Origin of the sequence: Paenibacillus sp. NPDC057934 (assembly GCF_042887565.1) — a bacterium.
Classification (GTDB): domain Bacteria; phylum Bacillota; class Bacilli; order Paenibacillales; family Paenibacillaceae; genus Paenibacillus_AQ.
Genome location: NZ_JBHVPB010000011.1, coordinates 167,545 through 183,450, shown reverse-complemented (window position 1 = coordinate 183,450; position 15,906 = coordinate 167,545). Strand labels below are relative to the sequence as shown.

Below are 15,906 nucleotides of genomic sequence, written 5' to 3'. Positions count from 1 at the left end.
AAAATAACGCTCACCACCGTTGATTATTTTGAAAACATCCATCTTTTCGAAGTATACCGTAAAAAGGGACAGGTTGTCGATTATATGCTTCATTTGACATTTTTTGTTGCCACAGAACAATGTCCAGGACCCTCGTCATTGACTTGCCCGGAACCCTATAGTACCTTTGGAAAAAGACGTTTTCGGGAGGACTTTATGAACTACGAGGTTATTTTATTCGATGCGGATGATACGTTATATGACTACGGGATGGCAGAAAGCCATGCGCTAAGTCATACCTTTGCTCATTTCGGTCTGCCGACCGGAGCACAAGATTATGCGGCCAGCTACCAGGAGATCAATCATGCCCTATGGAAGGATCTGGAGCGGGGAGAAATTAGCGCTGCGGCGCTGCGGGTAGAGCGATTTAATCGGTTGTTTACTGCTCATAGCCTGGCCCTGGACCCGGAGGCGTTCAGTGAAGCGTACCTGCGCTATTTGGGAGAAGGGACCTTTCTGATCCAGGGAGCGGTAGAACTATGCGAGGCACTTGGGGGCTGCCGCCTGGCGATTATTACGAACGGTTATAAAGAGGTGCAAACGTCCAGAATTCAGGGTTCGCCGCTAAACGACGTTTTTGAGCAGATCATTATCTCCGAAGAGGCCGGATGCCAGAAGCCGGAGACAGGTATTTTCGATTACGCTTTTGCCAAGCTTGGCATTACAGATAAGGCATCCGTGCTGATCGTTGGCGATTCTCTGACCTCCGATATCCAGGGCGGCATTAATTACGGTATTGATACCTGCTGGTTCAATCCGCTGAATAAGCCGAATACTTTAGGGATCACACCCAAATTCGAAATCAGCGATCTAGCGGAGCTGCTGGTGATTGTTGGGCATGGCGAGACGCCTGCTATCCTCTAGTGAACGGTGTATGACTTGAGACACGGAAGACAAGGAGGGACCGAATTGCATACAAAAGAGAGTTTGATGAAGCAGTTGCAGGAGCTGGGAATTGATCCACAGGGAACCGTTCTGGTGCATTCATCCTTAAAAAGCATCGGGCAGGTTGAGGGCGGTGCCGATGCCGTCTTGGATGCCTTGAGTGAATATATGTCGAATGGGCTGCTAGTGTTGCCTACCCATACGTGGGCATATATTAACGCCGAGAATCCGCATTTCTCAGTTGCAGATTCGCCGTCCTGTGTTGGTGTGCTGCCTGAATTGTTCCGAAAGCGTCCGGGGGTGGTCCGTTCCTGGCATCCGACGCACTCCGTTGCAGCGCTGGGTAAGGAGTCTGTTGAATTCACCTCCGGTGATGAGCGGTGGGATACACCGTGCGCCCGTGGCTCCGCCTGGGGCAAACTACTGGACCGTGAGGCGGATATTATGTTACTGGGCGTAGACCTGCGGCGCAACACGTTCATTCACGGTATCGAGGAATGGCTGGATATCCCGGGCCGGATGACTGATGATCATGAGGACTTAGTCACTGTGACGCCCGGCGGCGAGAGAATCTCCGTACCTTCCCGCAGGCACTGTGGCCTGTCCTGGTCGGAGCATTTCTGGAAGGTTGAGGGGGTGCTCGAAGACGGAGGGGCCCTGCGTAGAGGTCGTTTCGGTGATGCCGCGGTGATGGTGTGCGGGACCGTGGAGACCACGGAACTGCTGAGCCAGATGCTGCGTGAGGAGCCGGACCTCTTCTCGGACAACGAGCCCCTGGACGGGGAGGACAAGCCCTTGCCGCTGCCTAAGACCAAACGTACACAACCCGTGTACCGTTAGATCTCGCTAGAAAACATTGCTAGTCCGTTTTGATCGGGGAAACCAACTGGCTAGTCCCTACCATTGTATGGTATATTAATCTCACATAAACCAAAGTAAGGAGATTGGAAATGGAAAAAACATTGGTCTTTGGACACAAAAATCCGGATACGGACACAATCTGTTCGGCAATTGCCTATGCAGCACTGAAGAAAGAACTGGGCTGGGATGCCGAGCCGGTTCGTCTTGGAGAGGTTAGTGGTGAAACCCAATTTGCGCTGGATCATTTCGGAGTGCAGGCTCCTCGTCTGGTGGAGAATGTTGCTACTGAAGCCAAACAGGTTATTCTGGTTGACCACAACGAACGTCAGCAAAGTGCAAATGATATCGATCAAGTGCGCGTTGTCGAGGTTATCGACCACCACCGGATCGCCAACTTTGAGACTGCACATCCGCTCTACTACCGTGCAGAACCAGTGGGTTGTACAGCGACCATCCTCAACAAGCTGTACAAAGAAAACGGTGTTGCCATTCCAAAGGAAATTGCGGGCTTGATGTTGTCTGCCATCATTTCCGATTCCTTGTTGTTCAAGTCTCCTACTTGTACGGACGAAGATGTGGCTGCAGCCCGTGAGCTGGCTGAAATCGCTGGCGTGGATGCAGAAAGCTATGGCCTGGACCTGCTGAAGGCTGGCGCAGACCTTAGCGACAAGAGCATTGCCCAACTGATCTCTCTGGATGCCAAGGAATTCAAGATGGGTGAATACAAAGTCGAAATCGCACAAGTGAATGCGGTCGACACCAATGATGTCCTTTCCCGTCAAGATGAGCTGGAAGCTGCACTGACTGCTGTTATTGATGAAAAAGGACTCGATCTGTTCCTATTCGTGGTCACGGATATTCTGAACAACGATTCCATTGGGCTGGCCCTGGGCCGCGTAGCTGGTGCTGTAGAACAAGCTTACAATGTAAAGCTGGATGACAATAAAGCCGTTCTGAAGGGCGTTGTCTCCCGCAAATCGCAAATCGTACCTGTGCTCACAGAGGCGATTGCTAAGTTGTAGGAAGCGTTAGCTGTACAAGAGTAATGTGCGTGGATACAAAAGCTCTGCTGTACCCTTTTCGGGTAGTTGCAGAGCTTTTATTTTGCCAAAATAGCGATTGGAGCCTATACTTAGAGCATAAATAGGGAAAAAATCAGAAAGAGGGCAATCATGACAAAGACGAGAAATACAGGATCTCTGCAGTACAAGTCGTTCGGACTGGCGCTTCAGGCCATGGTTATTCTCGCCCGCAAAGCTTCGACCTGCTCCAGTTGTGAGATGGCAGAGCTATTAGATTCGGAGGCTACCGCGTTAAGACGCATTCTAGCCAGTCTGGTCCGCGACCAATTGCTTGTGACAAGGGAAGGCCGGGACGGCGGTTATATATTGAACAAGGCCCCGGAAGATATTACGCTGGCAGAGATTTACCGGGCACTAGAAGTAGGCGAATCACGCAATAAAGCTGTGAACGAAACCATGTGTGACTCTACATTCGGCAACCGAATGAAGGAAGCATGCGATGATATTCTGGATGAAATGGACCAGAGTGTAGTCGCTGTGCTGGAGCAACATACCCTTGCAGATTTGACAGCCAGAACCGTTTGTTGACAAAGATGTTTTCTCTGAATTATACTGTGCATATAAAATTACAGTTAACTCTGATGACATAGATTTAAGCGCAGCAGGGGAAGCATACCGACATAAATTTTTTTGTGATTAACTGTGCATTTAATAACACAGAAATAGGATAAGAGGAGGAGTTACTATGACAACAGAATTAAAGGTAGAGCAGGAATTTAAGAAGGTGATTTCCGAGCGGCGCTCCGTGCGGAAATACGACCCTTCCTGGAAAATTTCCAAGGAGGAGATCGAGGAGCTTCTGAATGAGGCCATTTTGGCCCCTTCGTCCTCCAATCTTCAGCCATGGCGTTTCATCGTGATCAACGACCAGTCGTTGCAGGAGAAATTGCTGCCGATTGCTAAAAATCAACAGCAGACTGTGGACGCATCGGCTATAATCGCTGTTCTGGGCGATACCGAAGCTTATCGCAATGTGCATACAATCTATGATAAGGCGCAGGCTGAGGGATTCATCACGCCAGAGATCAAGGAAACGATGGTCAACAACACTTGGAATAATTATTCTAGCTTCAGCCCGGAACGTCGCACCAATATCGCCCTAATAGATGGCGGTTTGATCTCCATGCAGCTTATGCTGGCAGCAAAAGCTAAAGGCTATGACACTGTTCCTATGGGTGGCTATGATCCTGTTGCTTTCCGTGAACTGTTCCAGATTCCGGAGCGTTATGTTCCCGTAATGCTGATTGCGCTGGGTAAAGCCGCTGCTGAAGGACGGCCAACGACAAGATTGCCGCTCGAACAAGTGACATTCTGGAATGAATTCCACGGAGAGAAATAAGGCTACCTTGTAAACATAAATAACAGCCGACCGGTGAAAGCCGGCCGGCTTTTTTGAGCTTTTTTAATTTGCCGTACCTTCTGCTACAATATTTGTAGAATAGCAGGCACTAGAACTAAGGAGACAATCATAGGCAGTCGAGATTGAGTACCGGCCGCACCAGTATTAGGATGATCGGCGTGTGGTATCACATTGACAATTTTCTCCGCTTATACTAGCTTTGTTAGGGTAGCTTGGAACAACCAGATCAAGAGACAGGAGATTTGAAGACATGGAATGGTTTGCAGCAATGGAGCGGGATGACTACGAGGAATTGTTATTCTGTCAAGATAAGGCATCGGGCCTGAAAGCAATAATTGCGATTCATGATACTACCCTGGGTCCAGCACTAGGCGGTACACGGATGTGGACGTATGCTTCCGAAGAGGAAGCCGTTGTGGACGCCCTTCGCCTTGCCAAAGGGATGACCTACAAGAATGCCGTATCGGGCCTCAATCTGGGCGGAGGTAAGACTGTAATTATCGGCGATCCGAAAAAAGATAAAAGCGAAGCCATGTTCCGCGCTTTCGGGCGATACATACAAGGATTGAACGGCCGTTACATTACGGCTGAGGATGTAGGCACAACAGAAGAGGACATGAACATCATCTACCAGGAGACGGATTATGTCACCGGTACCTCACCAACCTTCGGTTCCTCGGGTAACCCTTCACCGGCCACGGCATTTGGCGTTTATCAAGGAATGAAGGCAGCAGCCAAGGCAGCTTTCGGCACGGATTCCCTGGCAGGCAAGACGATAGCTGTTCAAGGGGTAGGCAATGTCGCCTTCAATTTGTGCAAGCATCTGCATGAGGAAGGCGCTCAGTTGATCGTGACGGATATCAACAAGGAGGCTGTCAGCCGCGCTGTTGAAGCTTACGGCGCGAAGGCGGTTGACCCTGGTGAGATTATCGGTGTAGCATGTGATATTTATGCACCGTGCGCTTTGGGGGCGACTCTGAATGATGAGTCCCTGCCACTGATCAAGGCCAGCGTTATTGCTGGTGCGGCTAATAATCAGTTGAAGGAAGCGCGGCATGGTGAGGCGCTGCATGAGATGGGCATTGTGTATGCACCGGATTATGTGATCAATGCTGGCGGTGTAATTAACATTGCTGATGAACTGAACGGTTATAACCGGGATCGTGCCTATCAACAGGTTGCAAAGATTTACGACAACATCACCAAAGTGCTGGAGATTTCGCGGAACCATGGAATCCCGACTTACGCCGCAGCCGACCGGCTTGCAGAGGAGCGGATAGCGTCTCTCAAAAATACCCGCAGCACATTTCTGCAGAACGGGCATCATACTCTCAGCAGAAGGAATCTGTCGGCAAGATAAGATTTCTTTGCAGTGACTCAAATTGCTGTGTGAAGAGCAGAGAGGCTGTCCCAAATGCCATGAAACGGCGATTTGAGACAGCCTTTGTTTCTATGATTGATGGAATAGTGAAAATTCCATCTGCATTTATTTTCCTCACTCTAATATTCAGAGGTTGACTAAAAGGCATAACCATAATATTTTTCTGCATTCCTCAGACTCGTCCAAATATCTGCACTTTCCCCACCGATATACCAATAGGCGACACCGGCTAATTTTTTATTAACAACAACGTTATATTTGGCAATTAGCGACCGCCCGTCCTCCAACCAAATGGTGTGTTTGATCCCGTTTTTCTTGTAATTGGCAACATATTGGCCCAAGGTATCATCCCACACCGGTCGCATGGAATAGGTGCTGATCCGCTGGTTTTGCTCAGGAAACGTCATATACTGTGATGAGGATACCGTTCCATTTTGCTGAAGCGTCCAGTCCCGATTATAGAATGGCATCGCCAATATGACCTTTTTACTGGAGACGACCTTCAGTAGAGTATCTATCGCATTTGTAATATAGGGAAGTGAAGCATTAGAACCTGGATACACGCTGCTTTCGTAATGCTCATCGTACCCCATGATGACAACATAATCGGCTTGTTTACCAAGTGCAGCATAGTCGAATGCCTCGGTCCAATCGGTTCCAAGATCAGGTGATACATCTATAGATAACGTGGCCCCCACGGCATGCAGCTTTTCTGCCAATAGTGTAATGAATTCAGTGTAATACTTCCGATCAGCACCATCTACATTTTCAAAATCAATATTAAGCCCATCCAGACCATATTTACTCACCATGGCTACTAATTGCGTAATGGCTGTATTTCTGGCAGTAGTACTGGACAACAGTTGATGCGTAGCTTCTTGATCGGACCGATTACCGACCATCGCCCAAATCTTTTTGTGATTACTCTTTGCCCATGAAATCAGCGGGGGTTCTGTTAAATCTGATACGATCCCATTCTTCCCTACAAAATACCAACGCGGTGACAAGGTGTTCACATCCGATTTCAAAATATCACGTTCATACTCAGATGTGGTTCCATACTGCCAACCGATGACGACCCCTTCATTTGTTGCATGCTCAAGTGCTGCAGCCCAGTTTTTATTTTGCAACACCCGATACATCAGTATAGCGGCTTCCTGCCGGGTTATAGCTTCCGTAGGACGGAAATATCCGGTTTCATCGCCTTTCATTAATCCTAGCTTACTAACGGTAGCAACAGAATTGCTAGCCCAAGTAGCGATATGACTACTATCCTTATAGTCCGTCAAATTACTAGAATTCACGTTCGTTTGTTTCAAGGATCTTGCCATCCATACAGCGGCCTCTTGTCTTGTTACCGCTTGGTTAGGGGCAAAGGTAGTCGCCGAGGTTCCAGTTGCCAGATTCAGTTGGACAGCTGTTTGGATAGAGCTGTAATACCATGCGTTCTTAGCTACATCTGTAAAGGAAGTTACTGGACTGGCTACGGGATCAAGTTTTAGCAAACGTTCTAGTATCGTTATAAATTCGGCTCTAGTAATAGATTTCGCCGGTGAGAACTTCGTCGCCGAGGTTCCTGTAATAATTTTTTTATTATATAAATCGACAATCTCATCTTTGGCATAACTAGTGCTAATATCATCAAAAGGTAGCAGTTTATCGGCCGAGATAGGCTGGCTCCAAGAGCTTGTTGCGTAAATGATAACGATGGCTGAAAGTATGAATCTACCGAATATGCTCTTCACGAGATTCCTCCTATTGATATCAATTATAAAATTGTATCAAAGATTGAATCGTTATTCATTGATGAGATATTGGTAGATTACGTGTCTCATAAATTTAAGAAACCCGGCAACGCTCACGGTAATCTTACCGCTAACGTCCTGCCGGGTTTCTTGTTGATTTAATGGTACTATTGTACTTTCTGTGGTTCTGGATACGTGACGCCAAGGGTATCGACAGTAACCTTCTTCATGACAGGAGGATGTTCTGGCCGATCAGAGCTGTCACGGGGCAAATTCACGATGGCGTCTACCCCTTCGAGACCTTCTGTGACCTTGCCGAATGCAGCGTAGCTTCCATCAAGATGGGGCGCATCAGCAGTCATAATGAAGAACTGGGAGCCTGCGGAATTCGGGTCTTGGGATCTTGCCATCGACAAGACACCTTCTGTATGCAGCAGGTTATTGTTGAATCCGTTACCAGAGAATTCGCCAGCGATGCCGTACCCCGGTCCACCCATGCCGGTCCCGTCAGGGTCACCACCCTGAATCATAAAGCCTGGAATGACCCGGTGGAAAATGGTTCCGTCATAAAAGCCCTTTTGGATCAGGGAAATAAAATTGTTGACGGTGTTAGGAGCAACCTCAGGGTACAGTTCGGCTTTAATGATAGCACCATCAGCCATTTCAATGGTTACTACAGGATGGCTTGCCGTGTCGGAGGGAAGCCCGCTGCCCTCGGCATTGTTCTGCGGAGTGCTGGTCTCCTGTGGTGCTGCCGTCTCCTGCGATGTATTGCTGGCTTGATTTCCCGTCTGATTGCCTGCAGCGCTACTGCTATTATTGGCTGCTGGCTTCGCACCACAACCGGACACTACAATCAGCAGCAAGGATAGCATTACCAGAAGAATGGCAGGATTCTTTCTTGTCAACTTCACCTTTTTATTCTCTCCTTTAGCTTGAAAAATCATTGTCTTAGCCTATAATAACCTCTTTGTCCTGCTGCATGCAAAAAAATGCTTGTCCGGGACTTGGGATTGGCACCTGTTACAAAGAGGTTTACAATAGTAGGATGCTTCCAAGGAAACGCTGAAAGGACGTGTACTTGATGAACTTTTCGTGGAAGCGGAACCTGATCGTGCTTTGGGTAGGAGTTTTCTTTTGCAGTACGGCATATTCGATCTCGATTCCGTTCCTCTCTATTTTTCTCTCCGATGAGCTTGGGGTAACGAACCATTTGGAGATCTGGTCCGGTATCAGTTTTGGCATTACATTTCTGGCTAGTGCTCTGATCGCACCGTACTGGGGTTCTTTGGCAGACAAATACGGTCGCAAGCCGATGCTGATTCGTTCAGGATTTAGCCTGGCCGCGCTGTATCTGATTAATTATTTTGTACATGATCCATACGTCTTTCTGCTTGTGCGTATTCTTCAGGGTCTGCTAGCGGGTTTCATTCCTGCGGCCATTGCTATGGTAGCAACCAATACACCTGAAGAGCGGACCGGTTATGCCCTCAGCATTATGTCTACAGCAGGGGCAACTGGAAGTATCATTGGGCCGCTGATCGGCGGTGTGGTTAGCTATTATTCCGGCAACAGGAGTGCGTTCCTGTTCTCTGCAGTGATGGTTTTGGTCTCAGCGCTGATCGCCACTTTTTTTGCCCATGAGCAGAGCATTGACCCCTCTGCCCCAAGATCCCATGTGCGGGACGACATCAGGGAAGCGGTGAGCAACCGGGTGTTCATCACCCTTCTGATCCTGGGGGGAATCAGCACGTTCTCTGTGATGATTCTGGAACCGCTCATCCCGATCTATCTGCTCAGTATGGGCGTAGCCAAGAGCAGCGCCTCTCTCAGCTCTGGAATTGTCTTCTCCGCGGTCGGCATTGCTACCGTGCTGATGGCGCCGCAGTGGGGACGGATTGGTAGCCGCAAGGGCTTCGGGGCCATCTTGTTCATCGGCCTGATCGGCGGTGGAATCGGCAACATCCTGCAGTTTTTCGTCTCGGGTTATGTAGAATTTGCCTTGCTGCGATTTGCCTACGGTTTGTTCTATGCCGGAGTGCTGCCTTCCATTAACGCCATGATTGTACAGGTGACAGAGTCGTCCTTCCGTGGTCGGGCGTTTGGACTGAACCAATCTGCTTCCCAGCTTGCGACAATGGCAGGGCCGATTGTTGGAGGCCTGCTCGGCGGACTTATTCCGATCCGCTGGGTATTTGTTATCAACGGGCTAATGCTGCTGGGAGCGGCGGTACTGGTGAAATCGCGCAGACTAGAGGCTAAGCTATCGGAGGTTCGCCATCCAGGTACTTCCGCTTCATCGCAATAATTGGCTGAAGCGATCTGAACTATGCTGCCTACCCTATAAACGCCGCCAAGACAGGTAGTCTGGCGGCGTTTGGCTTTTATGAACTGCGGATGCTTAGTCTGCATCTTCTCCCCGTGAACCATTCAATACATCGATGCCGGGCATGGCATCGAGTGGGGGAGAGACAGGGTCGACGGGTGTCCCCGCTTCCAGATCATCTGCATCCGGGATATCCTCCAGCGGTTCCTCTTCGTCATAGTTGCCTTCCGCTGAAGTCTCGTTCTCATCTGCAAAATCAATAGTTGTTCCGGCTAAGCCCGCAGCGTTGGCCGCCTGCACAGCGTCGGATTCAAGTAGTTCATCCCGATTTGGCGCGGGAGAGGATAGAACTTGGAGCTCCCGACTTTCTCGTTGGCGAAGTCCCGGCTCCGGAACGTTCAGCCCAATATCCGCCGCCAAATACTCATCCCCGACCAATACCGGGTCCGAACCTTCATCGACGACCCCATCAAAATCTACGGGGATGGCTCCGATGCGACTGTGGGTGGCAAGCGCCGATTCCAGCGGAACCCGGTCTTTAGGGGCAGGCTCTTCGCTGTTGCCTCGCGTGGTTATTGTGCCAACGGGACGAATAACGTCTGTAGGAATGTCGTCTTCAGGCGAGTTCTCGCGGCTTGTACGATATCGCTCGTAAGTGAAATCGGCTTCTGTCTTATTGAATTCATTGCCCATGTATCTCAGCTCCCTTAATATGGTGTTAAATACCAACTCATATTCTTTACCCTACTATGCGGGTACGAATCGTAATCTGACTGGTGAACAGACCCCATCCATAATATATTCATTCCAGCCTTGCATTAACCAGATTTGGGGTAAAATCGTCTAATTTTGAGGTTATTTGCAAGTATAGGGAGGGATAACTCGAAGGCTGTCGAAATTAAGAAGCGTACGTACTATACATACAACTATCGACTTACTGAGGTGTCCAGATGAAGTTGCCATTACAAAAAACAGCGTTAGTAGTTTTTGTGCTGTTGCTGCTGACGGCCATCGTTCCTATGGGGATCGCTCTGGAATGGGGCGGACCATCCGGTAGAGCATTGCCCGGCTGGGAACTGAAATGGGAGAATACAACTGCACCCGATGCTATGAAGGCGGCAGCATCCAGGGGTGATGAATGGATAGAAGTAATTGAACAAACACCAATGCCAGCGGCCCCGGAGGGAGCCCATGCAGCATGGTTGCGGGTGACAGTCCCACGGCTGACAGAGAATTCAGCCGTGCTTATTGATAAAGTATTCGGAGAGCAAATTAAGGCATTCCTAAATAATAAGCTTGTTTATGATCAGCCAGGAAAGAGCAGCTTCAGCGGGAATAAAATTCTGATTCCCTTAAGCGAAGAAACCTCCGGTGGGCAGCTATATTTGTGGAGCAGCGGAGGTGGCAGTAAAGGACCCGGGATTGAGGGCCGTATCCTGGTGGGCAACTATGGGAAACTGCTGGATTATTATATCAAACAGGACTTTATGGATATCGTCATTGGTACGGCGCTTATTTTTATGGCTTCCGTCTTGATCGTGTGTTCCCTGTTTCTTAAGAAGGAGCCGTTCTCCAGCGCTTTATTGCTGATGCTGATTATTTTATCATGCGGAATTTTGGTCGTGGTGTACTCACCGCTCTTGCCACTTGTATTAAAAAGCCAGGGTCGGCTGACAGAGCTGCTGTTTGATCTGGCTTTGTTTACGCTACTTCCGACATTTACACTTTATTTTGAACGTATATTCGACAGCAGCAAGAACAGATTTATTGTTCCCTTCCGGAAATTTCAGATAGGCTATTCCTTGTTAAGTCTGTCGCTCTGGATATTGAATGCAGCCACATCTTATCGCTTGGACGGGATCTATCGGTTCATGACGGTCAGTGTTGTTGGGGTCCTGATGATTGTCCAGTTTGTCTTTTTACTAACCCTGGCGGTTATCTATGCCTATCGCGGCAATTCGGATGCCATCATTTTCACTACAGGATTTGCCGTCTTTGCCCTGCTGTCGTTGACAGAGTTATCCCTGTTCTTTGCTACGAATGAGAGATATCACTTCTACTGGTGGAAATGGGGGATGGTGGTATTCATCATCTCACTGATCGTGATCCTGGGCAGAGGGTTCGCCAGAAACCATGAGCAAGTGGTGGAATATTCACGTGAACTGGAGATGTTCAACAACGATCTACAGCGTTCTGAGAAAATGGAGATTATCAGCGAATTGGCTGCGTCGGTGGCACATGAAGTACGCAACCCACTACAGGTGACCAGAGGCTTTCTGCAGATCCTGGGGGAACGCTCCGGCAAGAAGGAGAAGGAGTATTTGCAAATGGCGGTGGCAGAGCTGGACCGTGCCTCGCTAATTATTACAGACTTCCTCACCTTCGCGAAGCCAGGCATGGAGACGGTAGTCCAGCTTGATGTTTCCGCAGAACTCAGACATGTGTCGGGTATTCTGCTTCCGCTGGCTCATATGCAGGGAGGGGAGATTGAGCTGAAGTTGCAGCCTTGTCTCTATGTGCTCGGAAGTTCCTCCAAATTCAAGCAGGCTTTTATTAACATCATCAAGAACAGCATTGAAGCTTTGCGCGAAGAGGGGATGATCGTCATCACCTCCTGGAGATCAGGGGATCAGATTCTGATTAGTGTGAAGGACAATGGAGAAGGAATGAAGGTTAGTGAGCTGTCTCGCCTGGGCGAGCCGTACTACTCCAACAAGACCAAAGGTACAGGGCTTGGGCTTATGGTAACGTTCCGTATTGTGGAGGCGATGCAGGGAACTCTGGAGTTCCAGAGCAAGAAGGGCGAGGGCACAGAGGTGCTTATCAAATTTCCAGCGGCCGACCCGGAATAGATTTTATTCCGTATTTAAAGGATTGGGCGGTCGCTTGCGCGAAATAGAAGGTAAGAACATGAAAGAGTCTCCCAATATTCCCCGCGAGGTGCTTGAATGCGAGTCTTTGTGAAAAGTCTTCATATAACAGCGGCACTTTCCCTTCTTCTGATGATCAGTAGCTCACTACTGGCATCTGCGGCGAATTCCGGAACAACGTATGAGATGACCAAGTGGCAGATGGAATGGGAAAGTCGTCCGCAAGCTCCGGTCCCAGGCCTAGTACTGCCTTCGGGTATCACGGACGGGCAAGCCTGGACAACCGTGGATGGTAGTCAAGGCAGTATGGCGCTGCCCCCGGGTATTTCTGCTGCCTGGAGCCGTATGATGATCCCGGAGTTACATTTTACGTCTCCTTCGTTGTACATTAAGACTCTGTATGCACTGCATGTCAAAGTGTTCGTGGATAACCGCCTTATTTTTGAAGGGGACCGCTCGTTCATCAAGGATAACTATTCTCTACTTCTACCGCTCGGTAGTGGAGACAGCGGGAAGATGTTATATGTATGGACGGAAACGCTGCAGGACCGAATCGGCATCAAGGATAAAGTGATCATTGGCGAGCATAACGAATTGTTCAACAATTATGTTAGAAACGGACTGATGGATGTCATTTTGGGCAGCGCCTTTATTTTTGTAGCTTTAGTTCTGTTTGTATGTGTGTTTTATCTGAACCAGGCATATTTCTCCAGTATCGTGGCCCTGGCCATCGTTATTTTCTCCACAGGTGTGCTATCCATTACCTATTCTCCATTTATCTATACCTTTTACAGCTATCTTGGCAGTGTAAGTATCGTCATGCTGGATATAGCGCTTCTATCATTACTACCGTCCTTGACCTTCCTGTTCGAGAGAATCTTCGGAAGCGGCAAGTGTGCAGTAATCCGGCGGTTTCGTAAATTCCAGGTCGCCTATTCTTTGTTCTGTCTGGCCTGGCTTTTGATTAATGGGTTATCCGGGAACCGCTTTGTGGAATTCTATTATTTTATTTCCACGAATATTGTGGGACTTATCCTCATTGTTCAGTTCATCCTGCTCATTGGCTGTGTCATCATTTATTCGGTCAAGGGTAATAAGGAAGCTATTATCTTTGCTATTGGTTTCGGTACAGCTGCGCTTACCGGGGCCGTGGAACTGATCTGGTACTATGTTCGCAAGGGAGACTATGACTTAGTTTATTGGAAATGGGCATTAGTCGTATTCATCATGTCTCTCTTTGTCATTCTGGGTCGTCGCTTGATGCTGAATCACCAGATGGTAATCAAGTATTCGCGGGAGCTTGAATTGTTCAACAATGAACTACAGCGGTCAGAGAAGCTAGAGATCATCAGTGAACTGGCGGCTTCTGTGGCGCACGAGGTGCGCAATCCACTTCAGGTAACAAGAGGATTTCTGCAGCTTCTTGGCGGAGAATCACATGGGGCCGAGAAGAAATATTTGAATATGGCCATCAGTGAGCTGGACCGGGCCTCTAATATCATCACTGACTTCCTGACCTTTGCAAAGCCGGAATTCGGACAGATCAGCGTCCTGAATATGAATGAGGAATTTCATCATATCGAGAGTATTATGCAGCCGCTATGCCATTTGAGTAACGGGAAGATGGATCTGAATGTTCGGGGGGAGCTGTGGGTAAAGGGGAATTCCTCTAAATTCAAGCAGGCCTTTATCAATATTATCAAGAACAGTATCGAGGCCATGGGTGAGGAAGGTCACATCGAAATCATGGCGTACGGTGAAGGCAATAAAGTGCACATTCATATAAGAGACAACGGGGAAGGGATGGAGCCTGAGGTGCTAAATCGGTTGGGGGAGCCGTATTTCTCTAACAAGACGAAGGGAACCGGGCTTGGGCTGATGGTAACCTTCCGTATTATTGAGGCTATGCAGGGTAAGATTATGTTCTCCAGCAAAAAAGGAGCAGGAACCGAATCCATTACGACACTGCCGCTGGCAGATCGTCCGGATGCTTCCCACTCCTTATGAAGTTGATCTTGGTGTATTACCAGGAACCAAGTGGTTTAACGTCGGTTTTTAAGGCGCCAGTAGCCGGACTTGGAGGAATGACAAGATAGAATTCATTGGAGTCTTCCTCTACTGCCTTTAATGTAATGCTGTCGGGAATGATGATGCCCAGAGCTTCTTGGATGGCTGACTTCGGATCGCTGAGCAGTCTTTGTTTGAAACTCGGATCTTCCCATGCCTTTTGAATCAATTGATTTCTAAGAATCGCTTCTGACAAAATAATCACCTTCCCAAAATGGTTATATTTTCCTCATCAGTATAACATAAGGCCTACTCTAATTCTATTACTATTTAGGCATATATGTCATATTTTTGGAGAGCCAGTAAGAGAGTCCTCCGGCCTGTAAAAGACGTTTTTCTTCCTCGATAGCAGCAGAAATATGTGATAAATTTTCTGATAACAACTGATGAAAGTCATATAAATGAGGGGCGTTCAGAGCATAGGCTAAAAGTCCGTCGTTGGTAGCTCTTGCGATGTCGGCGAAGCGTTCCATTCCCCCTGTCGTGAAAATGAAGTTCCTAACCTCCCCGAGTGTAAGTTCGCTTTGCGCTTCCGGTCGATGGCTATTCGCGAGGGAGAGCAACGTGTTGTAGCTGGCAGATGTCCAATCTTCTTCCCAATCTTCGTAGTCATCCAGCATCTGCAAGGTGAACAATACATCATCCATCATCGCCTCGGAAGAAGTCACGACTTCATTATGACCGGTCAGAAGCAAGGCGGCGGTGCTGGAGAGCTTGAGCGGACTCGCTTTATGGGAGATTTTCACCCGGTTGTTGTTGAAGTAATCGCTCGTGTATTCATTGCTGACACTGTCGGCCCATTCGGAAATATAGCGACTAAAGTACGACCAGAAAGGGGAATCTGAAGGGAACAGCTGCCGATAAATCTTGAGGAATTCTACATAGAACAAATTAGCTAGTGGCAAATGTGAACGGGCAAAGGACTCGTGGCCGTCCATCATGTCATCCTGAATAAAAAAGTAGAGCATGAGGAACACATTGCCTCGTGACATCTGGCGGGTGACCTCAGCCGGTAGACCGTAGCCGTCCCTCATCCAGAAGGGGAGCAGATAACAAATATAGTTCTTGTGACTCCCAGCCGTAAATACGTTAAAATGATCAAGGTAGGACATGCCTTGACCTTGTAACGGCTCTGGAAATGCAGAGATGGTACGCCTGCTGTCTTCGAATACTAAGCGAAGCTCTTCCTCATAAGCGTAAAGCCAGTCCATAGGCGGTTCTCCTGTCATAAAATTAAATATTATGTAATAAAATGGGACGTTTGTCCTGATTATAGCGTTCCGCTACGAC

General features: G+C 48.4%; 14 protein-coding genes. 9 read left to right on the top strand and 5 right to left on the bottom strand.

Going from position 1 to position 15,906, the window contains the following annotated elements:
• Window positions 1-195 precede the first annotated feature (195 nt).
• The 6 genes from ACFVRY_RS24210 to ACFVRY_RS24185 all read left to right on the top strand — a co-directional run bounded on the left by ACFVRY_RS24210 (window position 196) and on the right by ACFVRY_RS24185 (window position 5,587).
• Entirely contained in the window at window positions 196-903 is a 708-nt protein-coding gene (locus tag ACFVRY_RS24210) for a YjjG family noncanonical pyrimidine nucleotidase (RefSeq protein ID WP_387502852.1), read from the top strand.
• Window positions 904-948: 45 nt separating this feature from the next.
• The gene (locus ACFVRY_RS24205; RefSeq protein ID WP_387502851.1) at window positions 949-1,764 is read left to right on the top strand and encodes an AAC(3) family N-acetyltransferase; all 816 of its coding nucleotides are present in this window, start codon (window positions 949-951) and stop codon (window positions 1,762-1,764) included.
• 110 nt (window positions 1,765-1,874) lie between these two features.
• Window positions 1,875-2,807: a manganese-dependent inorganic pyrophosphatase gene (locus ACFVRY_RS24200; protein WP_387502850.1), complete on the top strand. Its 933-nt coding sequence runs from the start codon at window positions 1,875-1,877 to the stop codon at window positions 2,805-2,807.
• Between the two features lie 150 nt (window positions 2,808-2,957).
• Entirely contained in the window at window positions 2,958-3,395 is a 438-nt protein-coding gene (locus tag ACFVRY_RS24195; protein WP_387502849.1) for an RrF2 family transcriptional regulator, read from the top strand.
• Window positions 3,396-3,552: 157 nt separating this feature from the next.
• The gene (locus ACFVRY_RS24190) at window positions 3,553-4,206 is read left to right on the top strand and encodes a nitroreductase family protein (protein WP_387502848.1); all 654 of its coding nucleotides are present in this window, start codon (window positions 3,553-3,555) and stop codon (window positions 4,204-4,206) included.
• A 271-nt stretch (window positions 4,207-4,477) separates the two neighbouring features.
• Complete coding sequence (locus tag ACFVRY_RS24185; protein WP_387502847.1) at window positions 4,478-5,587, top strand: Glu/Leu/Phe/Val family dehydrogenase; 1,110 nt, start codon at window positions 4,478-4,480, stop codon at window positions 5,585-5,587.
• A gap of 158 nt (window positions 5,588-5,745) precedes the next feature.
• On the opposite strand, the gene ACFVRY_RS24180 is transcribed toward ACFVRY_RS24185, so the two are convergent.
• Window positions 5,746-7,353, bottom strand: coding sequence for an S-layer homology domain-containing protein (locus tag ACFVRY_RS24180; RefSeq protein WP_387502846.1), 1,608 nt, complete (start codon window positions 7,351-7,353; stop codon window positions 5,746-5,748).
• Between the two features lie 167 nt (window positions 7,354-7,520).
• Complete coding sequence (locus ACFVRY_RS24175) at window positions 7,521-8,228, bottom strand: peptidylprolyl isomerase (RefSeq protein WP_387502929.1); 708 nt, start codon at window positions 8,226-8,228, stop codon at window positions 7,521-7,523.
• Window positions 8,229-8,437: 209 nt separating this feature from the next.
• Between ACFVRY_RS24175 and ACFVRY_RS24170 the strand changes: the two genes are divergently transcribed.
• Window positions 8,438-9,661 carry an MFS transporter gene (locus ACFVRY_RS24170; RefSeq protein WP_387502845.1) on the top strand — a complete coding sequence of 408 codons (1,224 nt, stop codon included), beginning with the start codon at window positions 8,438-8,440 and terminating at the stop codon, window positions 9,659-9,661.
• A gap of 93 nt (window positions 9,662-9,754) precedes the next feature.
• Here the strand turns inward: ACFVRY_RS24170 and ACFVRY_RS24165 are convergent, their stop codons facing one another.
• Window positions 9,755-10,372 (bottom strand): hypothetical protein, encoded by a 618-nt coding sequence (locus tag ACFVRY_RS24165; protein WP_387502844.1) that lies wholly within the window; start codon window positions 10,370-10,372, stop codon window positions 9,755-9,757.
• Window positions 10,373-10,629: 257 nt separating this feature from the next.
• Here ACFVRY_RS24165 and ACFVRY_RS24160 point away from each other — a divergent pair, with 257 nt between their 5' ends.
• Together ACFVRY_RS24160 and ACFVRY_RS24155 are read left to right on the top strand one after the other, a co-directional pair.
• Window positions 10,630-12,531 carry an ATP-binding protein gene (locus ACFVRY_RS24160; RefSeq protein WP_387502843.1) on the top strand — a complete coding sequence of 634 codons (1,902 nt, stop codon included), beginning with the start codon at window positions 10,630-10,632 and terminating at the stop codon, window positions 12,529-12,531.
• A 150-nt stretch (window positions 12,532-12,681) separates the two neighbouring features.
• Window positions 12,682-14,556, top strand: a complete 1,875-nt coding sequence (locus tag ACFVRY_RS24155; RefSeq protein ID WP_387502842.1) for an ATP-binding protein — start codon at window positions 12,682-12,684, stop codon at window positions 14,554-14,556.
• A gap of 16 nt (window positions 14,557-14,572) precedes the next feature.
• On the opposite strand, the gene ACFVRY_RS24150 is transcribed toward ACFVRY_RS24155, so the two are convergent.
• Window positions 14,573-14,815 carry an NHLP leader peptide family RiPP precursor gene (locus ACFVRY_RS24150; protein ID WP_387502928.1) on the bottom strand — a complete coding sequence of 81 codons (243 nt, stop codon included), beginning with the start codon at window positions 14,813-14,815 and terminating at the stop codon, window positions 14,573-14,575.
• A gap of 67 nt (window positions 14,816-14,882) precedes the next feature.
• The gene (locus ACFVRY_RS24145) at window positions 14,883-15,827 is read right to left on the bottom strand and encodes a hypothetical protein (protein ID WP_387502841.1); all 945 of its coding nucleotides are present in this window, start codon (window positions 15,825-15,827) and stop codon (window positions 14,883-14,885) included.
• Between the last annotated feature and the right edge of the window lie 79 nt (window positions 15,828-15,906).

Bases quoted from the DNA above. Each gene is read 5' to 3' on its own strand.
- ACFVRY_RS24210 (WP_387502852.1), top strand. From the start codon at position 196: ATGAACTACGAGGTTATTTTATTCGATGCGGATGATACGTTATATGAC.
- ACFVRY_RS24200 (WP_387502850.1), top strand. From the start codon at position 1,875: ATGGAAAAAACATTGGTCTTTGGACACAAAAATCCGGATACGGACACA.
- ACFVRY_RS24195 (WP_387502849.1), top strand. From the start codon at position 2,958: ATGACAAAGACGAGAAATACAGGATCTCTGCAGTACAAGTCGTTCGGA.
- ACFVRY_RS24190 (WP_387502848.1), top strand. From the start codon at position 3,553: ATGACAACAGAATTAAAGGTAGAGCAGGAATTTAAGAAGGTGATTTCC.
- ACFVRY_RS24185 (WP_387502847.1), top strand. From the start codon at position 4,478: ATGGAATGGTTTGCAGCAATGGAGCGGGATGACTACGAGGAATTGTTA.
- ACFVRY_RS24175 (WP_387502929.1), bottom strand. From the start codon at position 8,228: ATGCTATCCTTGCTGCTGATTGTAGTGTCCGGTTGTGGTGCGAAGCCA.
- ACFVRY_RS24170 (WP_387502845.1), top strand. From the start codon at position 8,438: ATGAACTTTTCGTGGAAGCGGAACCTGATCGTGCTTTGGGTAGGAGTT.
- ACFVRY_RS24165 (WP_387502844.1), bottom strand. From the start codon at position 10,372: ATGGGCAATGAATTCAATAAGACAGAAGCCGATTTCACTTACGAGCGA.
- ACFVRY_RS24160 (WP_387502843.1), top strand. From the start codon at position 10,630: ATGAAGTTGCCATTACAAAAAACAGCGTTAGTAGTTTTTGTGCTGTTG.
- ACFVRY_RS24155 (WP_387502842.1), top strand. From the start codon at position 12,682: ATGATCAGTAGCTCACTACTGGCATCTGCGGCGAATTCCGGAACAACG.
- ACFVRY_RS24145 (WP_387502841.1), bottom strand. From the start codon at position 15,827: ATGGACTGGCTTTACGCTTATGAGGAAGAGCTTCGCTTAGTATTCGAA.